A 17,658-nucleotide genomic window follows, 5' to 3' on the forward strand; every position below is an offset into this window, starting at 1 on the left:
ATTCATTAATTATATAAATACTAAACAAAAAGAGCCATTCAAAAAGAATAGCTCTTTTATTTATAAACTTAGCGTAAACCCTATATTAATATTTCGCCCTCTGGTTGAATAACCAAATAACTCTTCATACGCTTCGTCTAAAATATTGTTCACGTTTGCAAAAACCGTAAGCTTGTCTTTCACCAATTTATGACTTACATAAAAATCGATTAAGCTATACGATTCTAGATTAACGCTTTCACTTTGAAACGTTGTACTGTTAAAAAACGCATCGTCACGATCATCATTAAACTGATAGCTCAAACTCATAAACGTTTGTGTATTTAATTGATAGTTTAAAGCCGCGTTTATTTTTAATTCCGGAATTCTAAGGTTTAAATCCTCGTCTACTTTAGTATAGGTTCCATTAGCTCTAAGCTTTAATGTTTGTGTTAATGCCACATCTGCAACAACCTCGACTCCGCTAGCCGTAAAATCATTCTCAGTATTTGAATACTGAAACATAAAATTTCCTTGGTCTACAAAATCAACAAAATTCTCTTCAGAACGATTAAAATACACAACACTTACTGTAGCCTTATCTTTAATATTAACCTCTGTTCCTACTTCAATAGTGGTATTTTCTTCTGGTTCTAAATCACTATTTCCGAAGGAAGGTTCAAACAATTGATACAATGAAGGCGCAATATATGATGTACTGTAACTAGCCAATCCTTTGATATACCCAAAATTAAGTTCCTTTTTAAATGACGGATTCAAACTGTACACCAAATGACTACCATACTCACTATGGTTATTTAAGCGCAGACCAGCATTTACATTTAACCCAAAATCTGAAACAAATACGACATTAGCATAAGGATCAATAATAGTATGCGTCGCATCTTCTGGGTCGATATCTTGAGCAAAAGCAGTGCTTCCGAACGGAATTGAATAACTTTCAATTTCATTTTGTTGAGCATTGACACCCAAAACAGTATAAAATTTATCGTTAAAATTGTAACGGTTATATAGATCTCCTATAAAACTCTCTGCACTAAACTGGGTTGGAAAACTTGATTCTATCTCGCGTTCAACATTATTGTAAGCAACATTCAATATAATGCTACCATTATTATACTTGAACTCTGGTGAAATTCCTATTCTGTATTGATCTGTAACCGATAAATTATCGGCATCAGCAAAACCAAAGCCATCATCAAAGTCGGCTTTAAATGAATCAAAACTAGCATACGTTTGTACTTTAAATGCTTCTGAAAATTGATAACCTAACTTCACATAACCATTATAAGTATTAAAAGGGTCTGATTCTTCACCTACAGCAATTGCAGATAAACCATCAGTAAATTGATGTCCGAAACTAGCGAGATAGTTAAAGTCATCTAGTGTACCATTTACAGACACACTATTTACAAAATTCTCAACTGCATAATTACTATCTTCCTGAGATTGATTGGTTCCAATCGTACTTTTTAAATTAACAGCAAAGGCATCTTTTGACGCTTTTTTCAATTTAATATTGATTACTGCTGTAGATGCTCCACTACCATAAAGTGAGCTGGAAGCTCCTTTTAAGATTTCGATACTCTCAACCTGATCTGCATTTAATAAACGAAGATCATAGTCGTTTGCAATTTGTGAGGCATCAGTAACGGCTATACCATCAATAAGCACCAATACTTGGCGGTTTCTTCCACCTCTGATAAAATAACTTAAGTTCTGACCTGCATTACTTTTTGTTCCGTTAATTTCAATACCTGCAGTAGCATTAATAATCTCTGCAATTGATTTACCTTGTAGATTTTGAAGGTCTTTTTGAGTGATTTTGGTTATAACCTTACCTGAATTCTCTCGTTTTAATTTAAATTTAGAATCGGTAATAACCACCTCATCTAATTGCTCTATCTCTAGAGAATCTGTTTGCTGTTGCGCAAAACTAGATGCTGCTAAACCCATAGCTAGCATACCAAAAAGCATTGTTTTTTTGTTCATTGTAATGTTTAATTACTCGGAATAGCATGAATTACCACACCAAAACTTTTATCCCGAAAGTTTGACTTTTAATGTTTGAATTTGGCAGGTCTCCTGACTTGCGTCTTGCTATTGGTCTTCCCAGAAATACAATTTCCAGTGACATTGAAGGTAATAGCAAGCATAATAGCTTACAGTTGCGGGAACAGCTCTGGACTTTCACCAGATTCCCTTTTAATCTATTTAGATATACCAAATAGAACCTAAATTCGCAGCGAAAGTAAACAATTTGTTTAATGATTCACTCAAAACTTTAAATAATATTACTTTTGACATATAAAAATCACTGCTTTTGAAACAAATCATCTACATTTTAATGGTCTTGATCATCGTATCCTGTAAAGAAGATAAAGGCTTATCAAGACAATTACCTCCTGCTGAAACAAAAGAACTGCTAAAAAATAATCATGCTGAAGGGTTTACTCTTATTAAAAATGACAATTATAGCATATTAACAATTTCTAACCCTTGGCCTAAAGCTGATAAAGTCTATAGATATGCATTAATTCCTAAAGAAAATGCACCTAAGATTACATTAAACAAAGATGATTTTGATGGTATGATTATTACACCAGTTCAAAAGATTGTTGTGACTTCAACGACTCACATACCTGCATTGGAACTATTAGGCGTTGAACAAACCTTAGTAGGCTTTCCTGGCACTGATTATATTTCTTCGGAAAAAACGAGGACTCAAATCGATAATGGTGACATACGTGAACTTGGTAATAATGAAGGTATTAATACCGAAGTATTGTTAGAATTACGACCAGATGTAGTAGTGACCTTTGGTGTTGATGGCACCAATAAAACTATGGAAACGATTGAAAAAGCTGGAATTACTGTTATTTATAATGGTGATTGGGTTGAAAAATCACCGTTGGCTAAAGCCGAATGGATCAAGTTTTTTGGAGCGCTTTATCATAAAGAAAGTCAAGCCAAATCCATCTTTGACCAAATAGAAAAAGATTATTTAGAAGCCAAGTCCATAGCTGCAAAAGCAAGTAAAAAACCTACAGTGTTATGCGGAGCCATGTACAAAGATGTTTGGTATTTACCAAATGGCACAAGTCCGGAAGCTCAATTTTTAAATGATGCCAATGTTAATTATTTATGGAGCGAAACCAAAGAAACTGGCAGCATCGCCTTGAATTTTGAAACTGTTTTTGACAAGGCTAAAACAGCAGAATTATGGTTGAGTCCTTCGTATTATTTAAGTTACGACGCTTTAGAAAAAGCGAACTCACATTATACGCAATTTGATGCATTTCAAAATAAAAAAATCTTTACTTTTTCTAATACAACAGGAAAAACAGGAGGTGTTTTATATTATGAATTAGGTGCAGCTCGACCAGATTTGGTACTCAAGGATATGATAAAAATTTGTCATCCAGAATTACTCACAGACTATAAAACGACTTTTTTTAAGCCACTAGATTAATTGAAAACCAAATATACATATTCATTTATAGGCCTATCAATAGCACTATTGTTATGCTTCTTTGTGAATATTAGTTTGGGCTCGGTTAGTATTCCCATCAAAGATGTATTTAATAGTATTTTAGGGACTTCAGATAACGAAAATTGGCAATATATAATTCAAGATTATAGATTACCAAAAGCATTAACGGCTATTTTAGTAGGATCAGGTTTAGGAATTTCAGGATTATTAATGCAAACATTTTTTAGAAACCCATTAGCTGGGCCATTTGTATTAGGGATTAGTTCTGGTGCAAGCTTAGGCGTAGCGCTGGTTATTTTAGGTTCTGGATTATTTGGAGGTGCTTTTGCTACTGTTTTGATCTCAAAGTGGAGTATTGTTATTGCTGCAATTTCTGGGAGTTTTCTCGTGCTTCTAGCTGTCTTGATTGTCTCCGCAAGAGTGAGAGATACCATGGCTATTTTAATTATTGGTTTGATGTTTGGAAGTATTACAGCTGCAGTGGTTAGTGTACTCTCTTATTTTAGTTCGGCAGAACAATTACAACAGTATATTTTTTGGGGATTTGGAAGCTTAGGTAATTTATCCTGGAATGAACTCTTTGTATTCTTCGGAATTTACCTCTTAGGTATGCTTCTCACTATATTTTCTATTAAAGCACTAAACACCTTTCTATTGGGAGAAAACTATGCCAAAAGCTTAGGGCTGAACATTAAGCAAAGTCGATTAGTCATTATTTTAGCAACAAGTCTATTAGCAGGAACTATTACAGCTTTTGCTGGACCTATTGCTTTTATAGGACTGGCCATTCCGCATATGACACGTCAATTATTTCACACCTCAAATCATAAGATATTATTACCTGCTGTATTTTTATTTGGAGCGATTGTAATGCTTATTTGTGATAGTATTGCACAATTACCTACCAGTGATTATACACTACCTATTAATGCCATAACCTCTTTAATTGGAGCGCCAGTAGTGGTATGGTTATTAGTTAGAAAACGTAAAATGATATTTTAAAGACACTAGTGACAGAACAAACGCAACATATCATCCTTGAAACTCACAATCTTTCTATAGGTTACCAATCTAAGAAAGCAACAGCTGTTATTGCCAGTGACATTAATATCGAATTGTATCAAGGTGAGCTTATTGGGTTAGTTGGCGCTAATGGTATTGGAAAGTCTACTCTTTTGAGAACCTTAACATCTATACAACCTGCGTTATCTGGCACTATTTCGTTAAGTAAAAAACCACTTAATGATTATACTTCGATAGAATTAGCAAAAATCATGAGCTTGGTGTTGACCGAACAACTTATGTCTAAAAACCTATCCGTTTTCGAACTTATAGCACTTGGTCGTCAACCCTATACCAATTGGGTTGGCAATCTCAGTGATCAAGACATCTCTGTTGTCAACCAATCTATTGCACAAACAAATCTTTCAGACTTGAAGCATCGCAAGTGTTTTGAATTAAGCGACGGACAATTACAAAAAGTGATGATCGCTCGAGCATTAGCTCAAGATACCAATCTAATTATTTTGGATGAGCCTACCACACATTTAGATATGTATCACAAGGCTTATATTTTAAAGCTGCTCCAAAAATTAGCTAAAGATACTAATAAGACTATTCTTTTTTCATCACATGAAATCGATTTAGCCATTCAACTATGCGACACCATGATTGTCATGACCAATGATGGCGTTATTTATGACTCGCCGTGTAACTTGATCGAACGTGGTGTTTTTGAAACTTTATTTCCTGATGACCTTATCGGTTTTGATGAAAAAACGGGAAGTTTTAGAGTAAAGAAATAAGTCGATAGTTTTCACTCATCCATAGTATCACTTAACACCTTTTCTTTTATCTTTGAGTAAATTTCTATTCACTTTATGAACGACAATCTTATACTTATTCTAGCTATTGTTATCTCCGCAGCTATTGGTGCGTATTTAGGTATGCTTTTTATTAAACTGAAAAGTAAAAGTGAGCAGAGTACATTAGAAGAACGTCAACATCAGATGAGTTCAACTATTGAAGATCTAAAACAACATCTATCAAAGTTGGAAAGTGAACGTGAAGAGATTAGACGCGAAAAAGAGTTTTTAAATACTGAGTTAACTCGAAAAAATACAGAGTATGAAAATCTTCAGCAACAAAATTTAAAACGTGATGAAGAGCTAGAAGAACGTCAAGAACAATTGCGTAAAGATTTTGAACTGCTCGCCACAAAAATTCTTGATGAAAAATCAGAAAAGTTCACACTTCAGAATAAAGAAAATATCAAGAATATCTTAAATCCGTTACAAGAAAAAATTCAGGTATTCGAGAAAAAAGTTGAGGATACTCAAAAGGAAAGTATCTCAATGCATTCGGCATTAAAAGAGCAGTTATTGGGTTTAAAAGACCTCAATCAGCAAATGACTAAAGAAGCTACCAATTTAACAAAAGCCTTAAAAGGTGATAGTAAGATGCAAGGAAATTGGGGCGAATTGGTATTAGAGCGTGTGCTCGAAAAATCAGGTTTAGAAAAAGACAGGGAATATTATGTCCAGCAAAGCTTCACCTTACCTGATGGCACAAGAGTGCTTCCAGACGTGGTTTTGCATTTACCCGATAATAAGAAAATGATCATTGACAGTAAAGTGTCATTAACCGATTATGAACGTTATGTAAATGCCGAAGATGATGAGCGTACATTTCATTTAAAAGCGCATATCAGTTCCATTAGAAAGCATGTTGATCAACTATCTGAAAAGAACTATCAAGACTTGTACGATATTGAATCACCAGATTTCGTATTACTATTCATCCCGATAGAACCGGCTTTTGCTGTTGCCATAAATGAAGACAGTTCATTATATAATAAAGCGTTTGAGAAAAATATTGTTATCGTAACACCTGCAACACTTTTAGCAACGTTACGTACAATTGATACAATGTGGAATAATGAAAAGCAACAGCGTAATGCGATTGAAATTGCAAGGCAGGCTGGGGCACTTTATGACAAATTTGAGGGTTTAGTAAAAGACTTAACTGGAGTTGGTAAACGTATTGATGATGCCAAACGTGATTATTCATCAGCTATGAATAAATTAGTTGAAGGACGAGGAAACCTAATAACTAGTGTTGAAAAATTGAAAAAAATGGGTGCTAAAGCCAAGAAATCTTTACCCGAAGCCATTGTCAAACGCGCAAAAAGCAGCGAATAATTAAGACCATTATCAAAAGTGAACCCTCAACACAGCATTTGGTGTTATTCCTAACGAGTTTTGTAGTGTTTCACTCACATTATCATTTGTAATTCTATAAAAATTATTGATTTGATTGGTTCGGTCTAAAACGTTCCATATCGAAACCCCTAAATCTGCTTTAGTCTTTTTCCATAGCTTAACATCATACAAAGCAGAAACATCCACTCTCAAATAATCGTTCAACCTGCTTGAGTTAGTATTTTCAAAATTGATAGCATTGTCACTAATTTCATTACCAGCTATTGGCCGCGTTGTTGGACGACCAGAATGCCAATTGATCCCAGCTGACAATCTTAAACGGTCCATGGTATAAGCAGCTCCAAAAGTAATAGCATGAGTGATTTCAAAATTATTTGGAAACTTATCTTCTGGAAGTAAATCAAAACTATAATTGCTATTCATATAAGCATAACTCAACCATGTTGTGAAGTCTTTAATTTGCTTTCTCAAAATAATATCTGCGCCAAACGTATCATAATCACCTCTAGTTTTTATAAACTCATATTGATTTTGAAACCCTTGACTTTGTGTTGTAATGCCTTTTACATATTTATAATAAGCATCTGCACTAAGTAACCAGCCTTTTTTACTGAAACTCAAACCCAACGATACTTGCTTGCTTCTAATTACTGGTATATCAGTATCGTTAGACAATTGCCAACGTCTTTTTTCAATACCTAAAAAATCATTTTGGAAATTAATAATTTGAGACGTGTTTTGGTGCTTGAATTCTCCTAAAAGTTCTACTGAAAAGTCATTTAAAAACTTATGGTTAAATGCCAGTCTTGGCTCTAGTATATGCTTTCTAAATTTATCAATATAATTATATCTCAATCCGAAATTTAGGTTAGTTTTCCTATCGGACGATCTATAATTTAACTGGGAGAACAAGGCATGAGTTCGTACGACTTCAGACACTAACAATCGAAAACGTGGCGTATCAACATCATCTAAGTTTGTAACCTTAGTCTCTACAAAATGATACCCATTCAACCATTGCAAGTTATCATGTACCTTGTAGTTAGTCATTAATTTCAAGCTTGTTTCCGATATGCTATTCTCTTGTTGAAATCGTTGTTCTTCAATGATATTGGCATTATTAGATTTTAACTTATAGTCAGTTTCATAAACTTCAAAAGTGGTTTGCCAGGTATCGTTCCAAATTCTTTTGTATTGCAAAGCTCCTGCAATACTGTTTTGTCTCAAACTACTTCGGCGTGATGTTTCCATGCCACTAATTGTAGAGTTTTCATTAAATCGTAACTCGTTATCGGCATTTAAAAAATTGAGCTGTAACTGGTCCTTATCTGAGATCGTATACAGCCAGCGTAAAGACATGTCGTAAAAATCAAACTCCTGATTGGAATTCAAAATATCATTAGTATTGGTCTCTACTTCTGTATCCTGAGCGATTCTATCAAAAAAATTGGTATATGTTGGTGTTTCTGTAAAATCGCTTGTTGATTTTCGAGCAGCAATTTGTAGAGATGATGTATCTCCTAACGGTATATCAGCAAAGCCATTGGCATCAATAAAATTAACACCCAAACTCCCTTTAAACGTATCGTTGATTTTAGTGTCAGTTTCCATAGAAATTGTGCCCGAAACACCATCTGTAAGCATCGTTTCTGTACCATTTTTCAAAACACTTACCTGTTGTGTGATTTGCGGATTAAACATTGAAATCAAACCAAAGAAATGCCCAGACTGATACATTTTTATTCCATCCCAAAGGATTAAGTTTTGATCGTGTGCACCGCCTCTTATATTAATATTTGATACCGTTTCATTAATACTCTGGATTCCTGGAAAAGCCTGTACAGCCTGTAAAACATCGGTATCTATCAATCCTGGCAGAATATCAAACTCTGAAAAATCAATTTCATAAGAACCATTGTTGAGTTTATTAATTCCCTTAACAATATATTTTGATACTAGTATTTCAGATAATTGTTGCAGTTCAAAAGGCGACTCCTTTAATTGTACTAGAATGAAAGTACCATCTAAGTTTCGGAATGAAAATTTAGTATTGACTTCGAGATATGATAAAACTTGAGTTAAGGTCAAATCTTTGGAAGGTGGTATTATTGTTATACCTTCAAGGTCGGATTCGGCATAATTAAATTGAATACTGTATATCTCTTGAAGTTGAACAAACACATCAGTTAATGGCAGTTGTTCTTTAGTCTCTTGAGCATTGATCTCAAAAGAGCATATAAAAAAGAGGATCCATAAAAAATATAACTTATTTTTTATTGCCATGAATTACGACGTCATTTGATGCATTAATTTTATAGCTCAGACCCATTGGCTGTGTTATAGATAAGAGGGCATTTTCAATATTATCATGCATAAATCCTCCTGTGAATAATCGATTAGCATCTATATTGTCTACTGTAATCTTAATACCATATTGTCGTTCCATTTCTGCTATAACCAGATCAAAAGGAACAGCCTTAAACGCACTTTTATTTTGAGTCCATTGCGGTTTCAAAAATGTTGTTGTATCTGAAGCATAATCATCACCTAATCGCCTATAGGTGTCTCCTGCTAAGAGTTTTTTTGTCACATCTCCCGAAGTAACTTGAACAATCCCTTCATAACAGTGTACTTCAAAATAATTAAGACGTTGTTTTACATTAAACTCTGTACCTACAACAGTGACTAGCCCTTGAGAAGTAATGACATCGAATGTTTTTCCTTTAGCCACTTTAAAATATGCTTCACCATCTAAAGTTAAGCGCCTATTTGTATTCCAGTTTTTTTCATTGTATTCTATTTGAGAACCGGAATTCAATATCACCTCTGATTGATCTGGAAGTTCTATGGTAGTTTGCTCACTCGCCAAAGTTTGTATACGTGTAGGATAGTTGTAAAAAAATGTAAAATAAGCACCAAAAGCAATGACCAAAATACTTGCGATTCGTAGCATTGGTTTAAACCAATTTAACTTTTTAGTTTCTTTACGTTTAGCATCATAAGTTGATTTAAAATCATTGAATGATTCAAGTTCAGAAAAGTTTGATGCCTTAAAATGTTGCGCGCCATCTAAAATAGCTTGATGCAATGCAAAATCATCTCCTTGCTCAAAAGCTTGTCTTTCGGCAGGAGTTAATTCATCATTTAACCACTTTTTGATGTTGTCTTCTTTATTCATAAATCTATGTACACTTATATAACAACTTCATTTCTATTTTTCCTTATTATTTTATTTTAAATCCTTCTAATTCCGTTTTCAATATATTGAAAGCACTATAGATACGATACTCAACCACTTTTCTAGTAACACCAAGAAAATCGGCAATTTCACTATGCTTCTTCCCTTCTACTTTATTTAATAGAAAAGCAACACGCTGCTCTTCAGTTAAACTTTCCAATACCTTTTTATAACGCTGAAGAAATTGTTCCTGCTCTAAAACAAATTCTGGCGTCTCATTTGTATGTGATTTTGGGGCATTTTTTTGATGATTGAGTACCACTTTTTGATGTTTAATATCATTAAGCACCATATTATTGGCAACAGTAAATAAAAAAGATTTTGCTTTACTTAAAGTTACCTTTTTACAGTTATCCCAAAGTTTAATAAAAGCGTCTTGAGCTTTATCACTTGGATTAAATTGTTCTCCATATTTATAATACAAAAAATCATGTAGATCTTTTGAATATGTATTATACACATATTCAAAAACTTTAGCTTCACAAATGTCTTCGTTAAGATCTCTAGACAAGGAGTTTTGTTTTAGTTTTTAAAGGTAAATAAAAATTTATTTTAAAATCTCAGGAGTTTTCAAACTTGAGTTGTTATATATTAAATTGCATTAGAAATATACAAATGCAAAATTATGAAAGCAACAATTAGATTCATATTAGTTTTTATTTTTTCTTCAATGATGATATTAACATCATGTAGAAAAGAAGAAACGGAGTTTATTGAGACTCCTCCAGAAGATGTCTTACAGCCAAATTCTTTAGTCGCTAATTTGTTACAACGTACAGCTTCAAATGACGGTTCTAACGATAATATTTTAGATCTCGCTAATTGTTTTAATATCAAATTACCAGTTAACGTTACAGCAAATTCAATAGATGTGGAAATCACTAATGAGAATGACTATTATTTAGTTGAAACCATTTTTGATGAGGATTATGATGACATAGACGCTTTAGAAATTAATTTTCCTATTACTATAGTTAATTCAGATTATACTGAAGTTTCTATTAATTCTATGAGTGAATTAAATGCCAACGCAAGCAATTGTAATGGCGAAAATATAAGTGATAACGATATAGAGTGTATCGATTTTGTGTATCCATTTACAGCTTCAAAATTCAATCCGCTTAACGAGTTAATTTCTACAGAAACATTTACTAACGACAACGAACTCTATGATTATATAGAAGCAATAACTCCAGATGACATTACGAGTATAGATTTCCCGATTTCGGTTGTACTTTCTGATGATTCGCAAATGACAATAAACTCTCTAACCGAACTTGAAAATATTATTACTAATGAACAAAATTCATGTGATGAGGATGATGACTATGACTATAATGATGACGATTGCAATCACTGCACTCAAGAATTATTAGAAGACTTTCTAACGGGTTGCCAAGATTGGTTTACAGATAAAGTAAGACAAGATAATACAGACTATAATGATGTATATGATGGTTACGATTTCAATTTCTTTGAAGACGGTACAATTACTGTATTTTGGAATATGACTTCGGCAAATGGCACTTGGTCTACTCAAGGCACAGGAAATAATATGTCAGTTCTTATTAATATTCCTGCACTCACATTTTGTAATAATAATTGGAGTCTTCAAGAGATAATTAATGATAATGGTTTAAATAAAATCGATCTTAGACTTAATGAAGAAGATCGGTTACGATATAGAAATACTTGTAATTAACATATAACTGAAAAAGAAAAATTAAAAGGGTGATGATTCATAATTAGGGATTATAAATTGTTAAGATTAAGCTGCTTTAACTCATACCTGTTGAAGCAGTTTATACCCAATCAAAAAAAAGTAACCATGCGCAATCGAATTATCATTCTCATCATTTTAGTTATTGGAATTATAATAGGCTATAATTACATCTATCAAGATCATAGAGACATAGAAAGTGAGGTTGCTAAATATGAAATAACAAGTGAAGATATTACTTCAAGTTTTTCAAAAAACCCTACTGAAGCTGAAACTAAATATCTCAATACTACCATTGAGGTTGCAGGTAAAATTTCTGAGAGCGATAATACTTCAATCACATTAGATGACAAAGTATTTTGTCAGTTTACAAATAACATTCAAAATGCGGTTAAAGTAGATTCTAAAATAAGAATAAAAGGACGTGTTATTGGTTACGACGATCTTTTAGAACAAGTTAAATTAGACCAATGCAGTATTTTAAATTAATAAATCACTAACAACAAATTATTATGAAAACAAATTACTTTTTTACGACTATTTTCACGCTTCTATTTTCAGTGCTTATAGGTCAACACACTTATGCTCAAATTAAAATTTTATCGGTAGATCCTGCTGGAGATACGGTTACCATGAAAAATTTTGGTGGCTCAACAGTCGATATTGCGTCTTATAGATTGTGCTCACTTTTCTCTTATAGAACCTTATCCAGTCAAACAACTGTAGTTAATGGTTCGTTAAACTTAGCTGCAAATGCAGAAGTAACAGTATCTGCACCAAACTTTTTAAGCTTAAGCACATCTGCTGCCGACTTAGGATTATATCTACCTACAGGTAATTTTTCACAACCTACAAGTATGGTTGATTTTATGCAATGGGGAGCTGGAGGTCTCGGACGCGAGAATGTAGCTGTCTCAAAGGGAATTTGGACTGCTGGAACTTTTGTAAATGTAGCACCTCCATATGCATTTACTGGAAATGCAACAGATTTTGGTGTAAATTTTTGGGATACGCTTTTAAGTGTGGACGATTTTGAAACGTCTAGTTTTGATGTGTTCCCAAATCCAACAAGTTCTATTTTACATATTGAACTCACTTCTGGAGCTTCTGGCTTAACATATCAGGTGTTTGATATTCTAGGAAAGCAGATTGCAGCTGAAACTTTAGGAGCTGAAAATTTGTCTCAAATTGATGTATCTAACTGGAACAGTGGACTGTACCTTATTAAGCTTTCAAACGGAGATAAAACAGAAACAAAACGCTTTATCAAACAATAAAGCAATAATCATAAAGCCAAATGCATCACGTATTTGGCTTTAAATAAAACACTATGCAATGAATTTCTTAGTAATTCGGCATTTTTAAATGCCGGAATACGATGTATTAAAAACTAAAACAGGCCAACAAAACCAACTTAACATTTTAAACGATTGACTATGAAAAATTTATTCATACTAATATTCCTTGTCCCAATTTTAACGGTAGCTCAAGATGATTTACTAAATGAAATTGATACTGAAGACACTAATAATGACTACGCTACAGCTGCATTTAAAGGTTTAAAAGTTGTTAATTTTGAATCTACAAAACTTGTAGCAAAACAAGAATTCACACTTATTGTATCACATAGATTTGGAAGTATTGAAAACGGGTTTGACAGTTTTTTTGGTTTAGATGATGCAGTAACACGACTAAACTTTGTCTATGGTATTTCAGATGGTTTTAATGTTGGTGTTTCACGTAGCTCTTTTCAAAAAATTTACCAAGCCTCTGTCAAGTATAGACTATTAAGGCAACAGGAAAATGGATGTCCTTTTACAATTGTTGGATTTAATGCTGTTCTTATTAATACTGCTCTTGAAAAAGATAATTTACCAAAGTTAGAATTTATAGACCGTTTAGGATATACAACGCAACTTATTATATCTCGTAAAGTAAATACCAACTTTTCAGTAGAGTTGGCACCTACTTTCTTTCATGACAATTATGTACAGCAAAATAATCAGGATAATTCCCAGTTCGCTTTAGGACTAGGAACACGCTATAAGCTATCAAAACGCTGGTCTATTAATGCTGATTATGGCTGGCATCTCAATAGAGCAGATAATTCACCTTTCAAGAACCCATTATCTATTGGTTTCGATTTGGAAACAGGAGGACATGTATTTCAAATGCATTTCTCAAATGCTCAAGCCATGAATGCTAATGGATTTTTAGGGCAAGCTACAGGTGATTGGACCGATGGCAATATTTATTTTGGCTTTAATCTAAGTCGTATATTTTAAACTAAAAAAATTAAACAAATGAAATATCCACATAAACTTTGCATTATATGCATTTTAATATGCTTTAGTTGCAGTAACACAAGTGAAGAGGACTTGATAGATGCTACACCAATTCCTACAACAGTCACCTATATTGATAATGTAAAATCTATTATTGATAATAACTGCATATCCTGTCATAGTAATCCTCCAATTAATGGCGCTCCAATTTCATTGGTCACATTTGACAATGTAAAAAGTGCTGTTGAAAACAATGGTTTAATTGATCGCATCTCGTCTAATGATCAAGGTTTTTTAATGCCTTTTGGAGGGCCACGTTTACCACAAACCCTAATAGACCTTGTCGTGCAATGGGAAGCCGATGGATTACTTGAAGAATAAACATAAAATCTATTACAAAATGAAAAAAATCATATATCTAGTTGCTCTTGTCTGTATAAATATGACAGCACAAAATAAGTTTATCACAAAAACTGGAGTTATCAATTTTGAAGCATCTGTACCTTCTTTTGAGGAAGTCGCTGCAAAGAATAATTCAGTAACCGCAATTATTAATACTGAAAATGGAGAGTTTGCGGCTTTGGCCTTAGTGAAAGGGTTTCGATTCAAGAATGCTCTAATGGAAGAACATTTCAATGAAAATTATGCAGAGTCTGATCAATTTCCGAAAGCAACTTTTAAAGGAAAAATTGATAATTTCGATTTAAAAAAAGACACTTCTACTTATAATATTGAAGGTTCTTTAACTTTTCACGGAAAAACGAAGGTCTTGAAAGATCTAGCAGTAACTATTAATATTAAAGAGAATACAATAATCATGAATGGAAAGTTTGTTGCCAAAGCATCAGATTTTGATATCGATATCCCAAAAATTGTAAGTAATAAAATTGCGGAAGATGTAATGGTATCTTTTGAATTTGAGCTAAACAAAAAATAAAGGCCATCGTTTTAGGATGGCCAATTCATAAATATTTTAGTTGGTCATATTTATTGCTTGATAAATCGTTTGGTTTGGGTAACATCATCACTTGTAACTCTAACAATATAAACGCCAGTATTCCATTTACTAACATCTATAGATAAGTTTTGGATACCACTTATTTCTTTTTCAATAACTTTTTTACCTAGTAAATCAAATACTCTAAGTGTTGCATTTTCAACACTACCAGGAATTTCTATATTAAGGTTCAATGAAGCAGGGTTAGGCGAAATTGTAAATTTATTGATGCCGTCAAAGTCATCGACTCCAAGTAACGTATCCCAAAATGTCACTCCTGAATCTGCCGACCCTCCAGTGAATGCGTAAGGAGGTGCTACATTAATAAATGTTCCTGCAGTCCAAAAACCATTAGTTACAGCTTGAGCTTCTCTACCAATACCACCAGCTCCCCATTGAGTGAAATCAATCATATTCGCAGCTACACCAAAGCTTCCTGTTGGTAAATATAATCCTAAATCGGAAGAGGCGTCAGTTAAAACATTACCATTTGAAAATGAAACGGTAACCTCTACTTCCGCATTTGGTGCAAAATTAACGAGATCACCACTTAATAAGGTCATACTACTCAATGCATTGTAAGAAAACCTGGCACAAAGCCTATATGCAGAAATGTCTTCAGTAGTAGCGCCAAAATTTTTGATTTTTACTCTTTCCGTAGCAGGATCTACCTCAATAATTCTAAATTGAGCATTTGCATTTTGGATAGAGAATCCAAAACAAAAAAGCAGAATAAGTAGATAAAAAGTGTATTTTTTTCTCATAATATTTCAATTATAAATGATTTAGGCTTCAACAAGTTAGTGATTTTTTTAATTGGTTTGAGAAAAATTAACAAAATAAAAAGACCCATTAATTAAAAACTAATGGGTCTTTTTATAATTCTTTTTAAGTACTTATTGCTTTACAAAGCGTTTAGTTATCGTTTGTTTGTCATTTGACACTCTAACCAAATATACTCCTGAATTCCAATTAGATACATCTATCGATGATTCTAAGGCGCTTAAACTTTTAGAATATACTTTTTTACCTAAAACATTGTAAACAGTCACATTTGCATTGTCTAAAGTATTAGATAATTTGATGTTTAATTTAGATGACGCTGGATTTGGAGAGATTTCAAAATCATTTTGAACTTGAACATCTTGAGTACTTAATGTCGTAGATGCTGTAATATTATCAATACCAATAGTCGCTTCAATTGCATTAACTGCAGTACTCCATGCAGGAGTATCATTGCTTAAAATACGCATTGCATTTACATTTGATAAGGCATCATTAACAGAGGATGAACCAGAGATAACGGTAAAGTCAGCTGGAGAAATAGGAATTGTTATTGATGTCCAACCAGAACCTGCAGCAACAGCAACAGCATTAGTTGTACAAATTCTAGTCCCACTACCTTGGAATGCCACCCTTAAATTTAAATCATTAATAGTAACATTTACATCCATTTTGATAGCAATGATTCCTTCAGAAATATAGTTTGATCCCCATTGAGAAGAACCACCTGCATTAAATATAACCATCTTACTTGCGACCATTCCATTCATTCCGTTTGATGAATATGTCAAGAAATTATCACCAGCACCATTTGGTCCTCCATCACTAACATTCATAGGCAAATCGTCAGGCCCTGCGGCTCCACCAATGACCCAATTTTGAACAGTACCATCTTCAAAATCATCAACTTGTCCTGCCATAACTTGAGACAAAGCAATTGAAGATGTTAATAATAAGGATAAAAAAAGTAGTTTTGTTTTCATAGTTTTTCTTTTTCAGCACTCCAAATATAAAACATTTTATATTTAAACTAAACAGATATCAAAAATGAAGCCAATTATATAAAGTAAAAAGCCATTAATTAAATTAATGGCTTTAAAATAAAAATACATTTTCTTTTTATTGCTTTACAAAACGCTTCATCTTTGAATTGTTTTTTGTAGTAACCTTTATTACATATATACCAGTACTCCAATTGGAAACATCAACTATTGATGACAAAGAATTTAATTTCTTAGAAAATACTTTTTTTCCTAAAACATTATAAACTTCAATTTTAGTATCATCAGTATATGTTGGTAATTCAATCTTAAAACTAGTTTTAGCAGGATTTGGCGAAATTTCGAAATCGTTAACCTCTTGCTCCACTTCACTTAAAGTTAAAGATTGCATAGTAATCCCTCTACTTTCTGTTCCATGCCATTCTAAAGTATATCCTTCAAAACGTGATCTTGCCCAAGCCAATTCTATAGATGTCGCCGAAGCTGAAAACACATAATCGTTATTATTACCTGTGTTAGTTGCTCTTGTAGCAATTATTGTCCTTACACCAGAATTCAAAGTGTTTGATGTTATGGACCAATCCCTCTCTCCTTCCAAGTCTTCAGTAGGAACAATTCCTGTAGCATCATCTCCAGGCGTTTGTCCTTCAAAACCAAAATATCTATCTGTCAACCTTGAACCATCATAAATAACGACATCATCACCAGCAGTCATGCCCTGAACTCCAAATCCTAAACCTAACCATCTATTGTCAGGTCCTATCATTGTTAAGGTAACAATAGAAGATGTTACATCAATTTGAACAGAATATTCTAAACCAGAGGTATTAGAAAGATTTATCAAACCAGTTGAATATGTTTGACTAAATCCAAAATTAAAGCAAAGCAAAGCTAATAGTGCAATTGTAATTTTTTTCATA

Annotated in this window: 17 protein-coding genes and 1 riboswitch; of the genes, 10 read left to right on the forward strand and 7 right to left on the reverse strand. The window is 33.1% G+C overall.

What is annotated here, in order from left to right:
* Positions 1 to 60: 60 nt before the first annotated feature.
* Positions 61 to 1,992 carry a TonB-dependent receptor plug domain-containing protein gene (locus Q0783_RS08170; RefSeq protein WP_298894409.1) on the reverse strand — a complete coding sequence of 644 codons (1,932 nt, stop codon included), beginning with the start codon at positions 1,990 to 1,992 and terminating at the stop codon, positions 61 to 63.
* Positions 1,993 to 2,057: 65 nt separating this feature from the next.
* Positions 2,058 to 2,253, reverse strand: a riboswitch (cobalamin riboswitch).
* Between the two features lie 70 nt (positions 2,254 to 2,323).
* Between Q0783_RS08170 and Q0783_RS08175 the strand changes: the two genes are divergently transcribed.
* The 4 genes from Q0783_RS08175 to rmuC all read left to right on the forward strand — a co-directional run bounded on the left by Q0783_RS08175 (position 2,324) and on the right by rmuC (position 6,693).
* Positions 2,324 to 3,472, forward strand: a complete 1,149-nt coding sequence (locus Q0783_RS08175; protein ID WP_298894410.1) for an ABC transporter substrate-binding protein — start codon at positions 2,324 to 2,326, stop codon at positions 3,470 to 3,472.
* On the forward strand, positions 3,473 to 4,495 hold the full coding sequence (locus Q0783_RS08180; protein ID WP_298894411.1) for an iron ABC transporter permease: 1,023 nt from the start codon (positions 3,473 to 3,475) through the stop codon (positions 4,493 to 4,495).
* A gap of 8 nt (positions 4,496 to 4,503) precedes the next feature.
* A complete protein-coding gene (locus tag Q0783_RS08185) occupies positions 4,504 to 5,298 on the forward strand; it encodes an ABC transporter ATP-binding protein (protein WP_298894412.1) in 795 nt (264 codons plus the stop codon).
* A 75-nt stretch (positions 5,299 to 5,373) separates the two neighbouring features.
* Complete coding sequence (gene rmuC / locus Q0783_RS08190; protein WP_298894413.1) at positions 5,374 to 6,693, forward strand: DNA recombination protein RmuC; 1,320 nt, start codon at positions 5,374 to 5,376, stop codon at positions 6,691 to 6,693.
* A 12-nt stretch (positions 6,694 to 6,705) separates the two neighbouring features.
* Here the strand turns inward: rmuC and Q0783_RS08195 are convergent, their stop codons facing one another.
* Genes Q0783_RS08195 through Q0783_RS08205 form a run of 3 tightly spaced genes read right to left on the reverse strand, consistent with a single transcriptional unit; the run spans position 6,706 to position 10,463 of the window.
* On the reverse strand, positions 6,706 to 8,997 hold the full coding sequence (locus Q0783_RS08195) for a TonB-dependent receptor plug domain-containing protein (RefSeq protein WP_298894414.1): 2,292 nt from the start codon (positions 8,995 to 8,997) through the stop codon (positions 6,706 to 6,708).
* Positions 8,981 to 9,892, reverse strand: a complete 912-nt coding sequence (locus Q0783_RS08200; RefSeq protein ID WP_298894415.1) for a FecR family protein — start codon at positions 9,890 to 9,892, stop codon at positions 8,981 to 8,983. The genes Q0783_RS08195 and Q0783_RS08200 overlap by 17 nt, the downstream gene beginning before the upstream one ends.
* A 46-nt stretch (positions 9,893 to 9,938) precedes the next feature.
* A complete protein-coding gene (locus Q0783_RS08205; protein WP_298894416.1) occupies positions 9,939 to 10,463 on the reverse strand; it encodes a sigma-70 family RNA polymerase sigma factor in 525 nt (174 codons plus the stop codon).
* 114 nt (positions 10,464 to 10,577) lie between these two features.
* Here Q0783_RS08205 and Q0783_RS08210 point away from each other — a divergent pair, with 114 nt between their 5' ends.
* From Q0783_RS08210 to Q0783_RS08235, 6 genes are all read left to right on the forward strand, one after another.
* Positions 10,578 to 11,654, forward strand: coding sequence for a hypothetical protein (locus tag Q0783_RS08210; protein WP_298894417.1), 1,077 nt, complete (start codon positions 10,578 to 10,580; stop codon positions 11,652 to 11,654).
* A 126-nt stretch (positions 11,655 to 11,780) separates the two neighbouring features.
* Complete coding sequence (locus Q0783_RS08215; protein ID WP_298894418.1) at positions 11,781 to 12,161, forward strand: hypothetical protein; 381 nt, start codon at positions 11,781 to 11,783, stop codon at positions 12,159 to 12,161.
* A 23-nt stretch (positions 12,162 to 12,184) separates the two neighbouring features.
* On the forward strand, positions 12,185 to 12,949 hold the full coding sequence (locus Q0783_RS08220; protein ID WP_298894419.1) for a T9SS type A sorting domain-containing protein: 765 nt from the start codon (positions 12,185 to 12,187) through the stop codon (positions 12,947 to 12,949).
* 159 nt (positions 12,950 to 13,108) lie between these two features.
* Entirely contained in the window at positions 13,109 to 13,957 is an 849-nt protein-coding gene (locus Q0783_RS08225; protein WP_298894420.1) for a DUF5777 family beta-barrel protein, read from the forward strand.
* Between the two features lie 18 nt (positions 13,958 to 13,975).
* Positions 13,976 to 14,338, forward strand: a complete 363-nt coding sequence (locus tag Q0783_RS08230) for a hypothetical protein (RefSeq protein ID WP_298894421.1) — start codon at positions 13,976 to 13,978, stop codon at positions 14,336 to 14,338.
* A gap of 19 nt (positions 14,339 to 14,357) precedes the next feature.
* Positions 14,358 to 14,894 (forward strand): YceI family protein, encoded by a 537-nt coding sequence (locus tag Q0783_RS08235; RefSeq protein WP_298894422.1) that lies wholly within the window; start codon positions 14,358 to 14,360, stop codon positions 14,892 to 14,894.
* A 50-nt stretch (positions 14,895 to 14,944) separates the two neighbouring features.
* Here the strand turns inward: Q0783_RS08235 and Q0783_RS08240 are convergent, their stop codons facing one another.
* The 3 genes from Q0783_RS08240 to Q0783_RS08250 form a co-directional block, all read right to left on the reverse strand.
* Complete coding sequence (locus Q0783_RS08240) at positions 14,945 to 15,718, reverse strand: T9SS type A sorting domain-containing protein (protein ID WP_298894423.1); 774 nt, start codon at positions 15,716 to 15,718, stop codon at positions 14,945 to 14,947.
* Positions 15,719 to 15,850: 132 nt separating this feature from the next.
* Positions 15,851 to 16,720, reverse strand: coding sequence for a T9SS type A sorting domain-containing protein (locus tag Q0783_RS08245; RefSeq protein WP_298894424.1), 870 nt, complete (start codon positions 16,718 to 16,720; stop codon positions 15,851 to 15,853).
* A gap of 136 nt (positions 16,721 to 16,856) precedes the next feature.
* On the reverse strand, positions 16,857 to 17,657 hold the full coding sequence (locus Q0783_RS08250) for a T9SS type A sorting domain-containing protein (RefSeq protein WP_298894425.1): 801 nt from the start codon (positions 17,655 to 17,657) through the stop codon (positions 16,857 to 16,859).
* Between the last annotated feature and the right edge of the window lies 1 nt (position 17,658).

Source organism: uncultured Psychroserpens sp. (assembly GCF_947500255.1).
Taxonomy (GTDB): domain Bacteria; phylum Bacteroidota; class Bacteroidia; order Flavobacteriales; family Flavobacteriaceae; genus Psychroserpens.

Coding starts and splice junctions, on each gene's coding strand:
- Q0783_RS08230 (WP_298894421.1), top strand. CDS start 13,976: ATGAAATATCCACATAAACTTTGCATTATATGCATTTTAATATGCTTT.
- Q0783_RS08240 (WP_298894423.1), bottom strand. CDS start 15,718: ATGAGAAAAAAATACACTTTTTATCTACTTATTCTGCTTTTTTGTTTT.
- Q0783_RS08210 (WP_298894417.1), top strand. CDS start 10,578: ATGAAAGCAACAATTAGATTCATATTAGTTTTTATTTTTTCTTCAATG.
- Q0783_RS08250 (WP_298894425.1), bottom strand. CDS start 17,657: ATGAAAAAAATTACAATTGCACTATTAGCTTTGCTTTGCTTTAATTTT.
- Q0783_RS08235 (WP_298894422.1), top strand. CDS start 14,358: ATGAAAAAAATCATATATCTAGTTGCTCTTGTCTGTATAAATATGACA.
- Q0783_RS08225 (WP_298894420.1), top strand. CDS start 13,109: ATGAAAAATTTATTCATACTAATATTCCTTGTCCCAATTTTAACGGTA.
- Q0783_RS08245 (WP_298894424.1), bottom strand. CDS start 16,720: ATGAAAACAAAACTACTTTTTTTATCCTTATTATTAACATCTTCAATT.
- Q0783_RS08220 (WP_298894419.1), top strand. CDS start 12,185: ATGAAAACAAATTACTTTTTTACGACTATTTTCACGCTTCTATTTTCA.
- Q0783_RS08215 (WP_298894418.1), top strand. CDS start 11,781: ATGCGCAATCGAATTATCATTCTCATCATTTTAGTTATTGGAATTATA.
- Q0783_RS08195 (WP_298894414.1), bottom strand. CDS start 8,997: ATGGCAATAAAAAATAAGTTATATTTTTTATGGATCCTCTTTTTTATA.
- Q0783_RS08170 (WP_298894409.1), bottom strand. CDS start 1,992: ATGAACAAAAAAACAATGCTTTTTGGTATGCTAGCTATGGGTTTAGCA.
- Q0783_RS08200 (WP_298894415.1), bottom strand. CDS start 9,892: ATGAATAAAGAAGACAACATCAAAAAGTGGTTAAATGATGAATTAACT.
- rmuC (WP_298894413.1), top strand. CDS start 5,374: ATGAACGACAATCTTATACTTATTCTAGCTATTGTTATCTCCGCAGCT.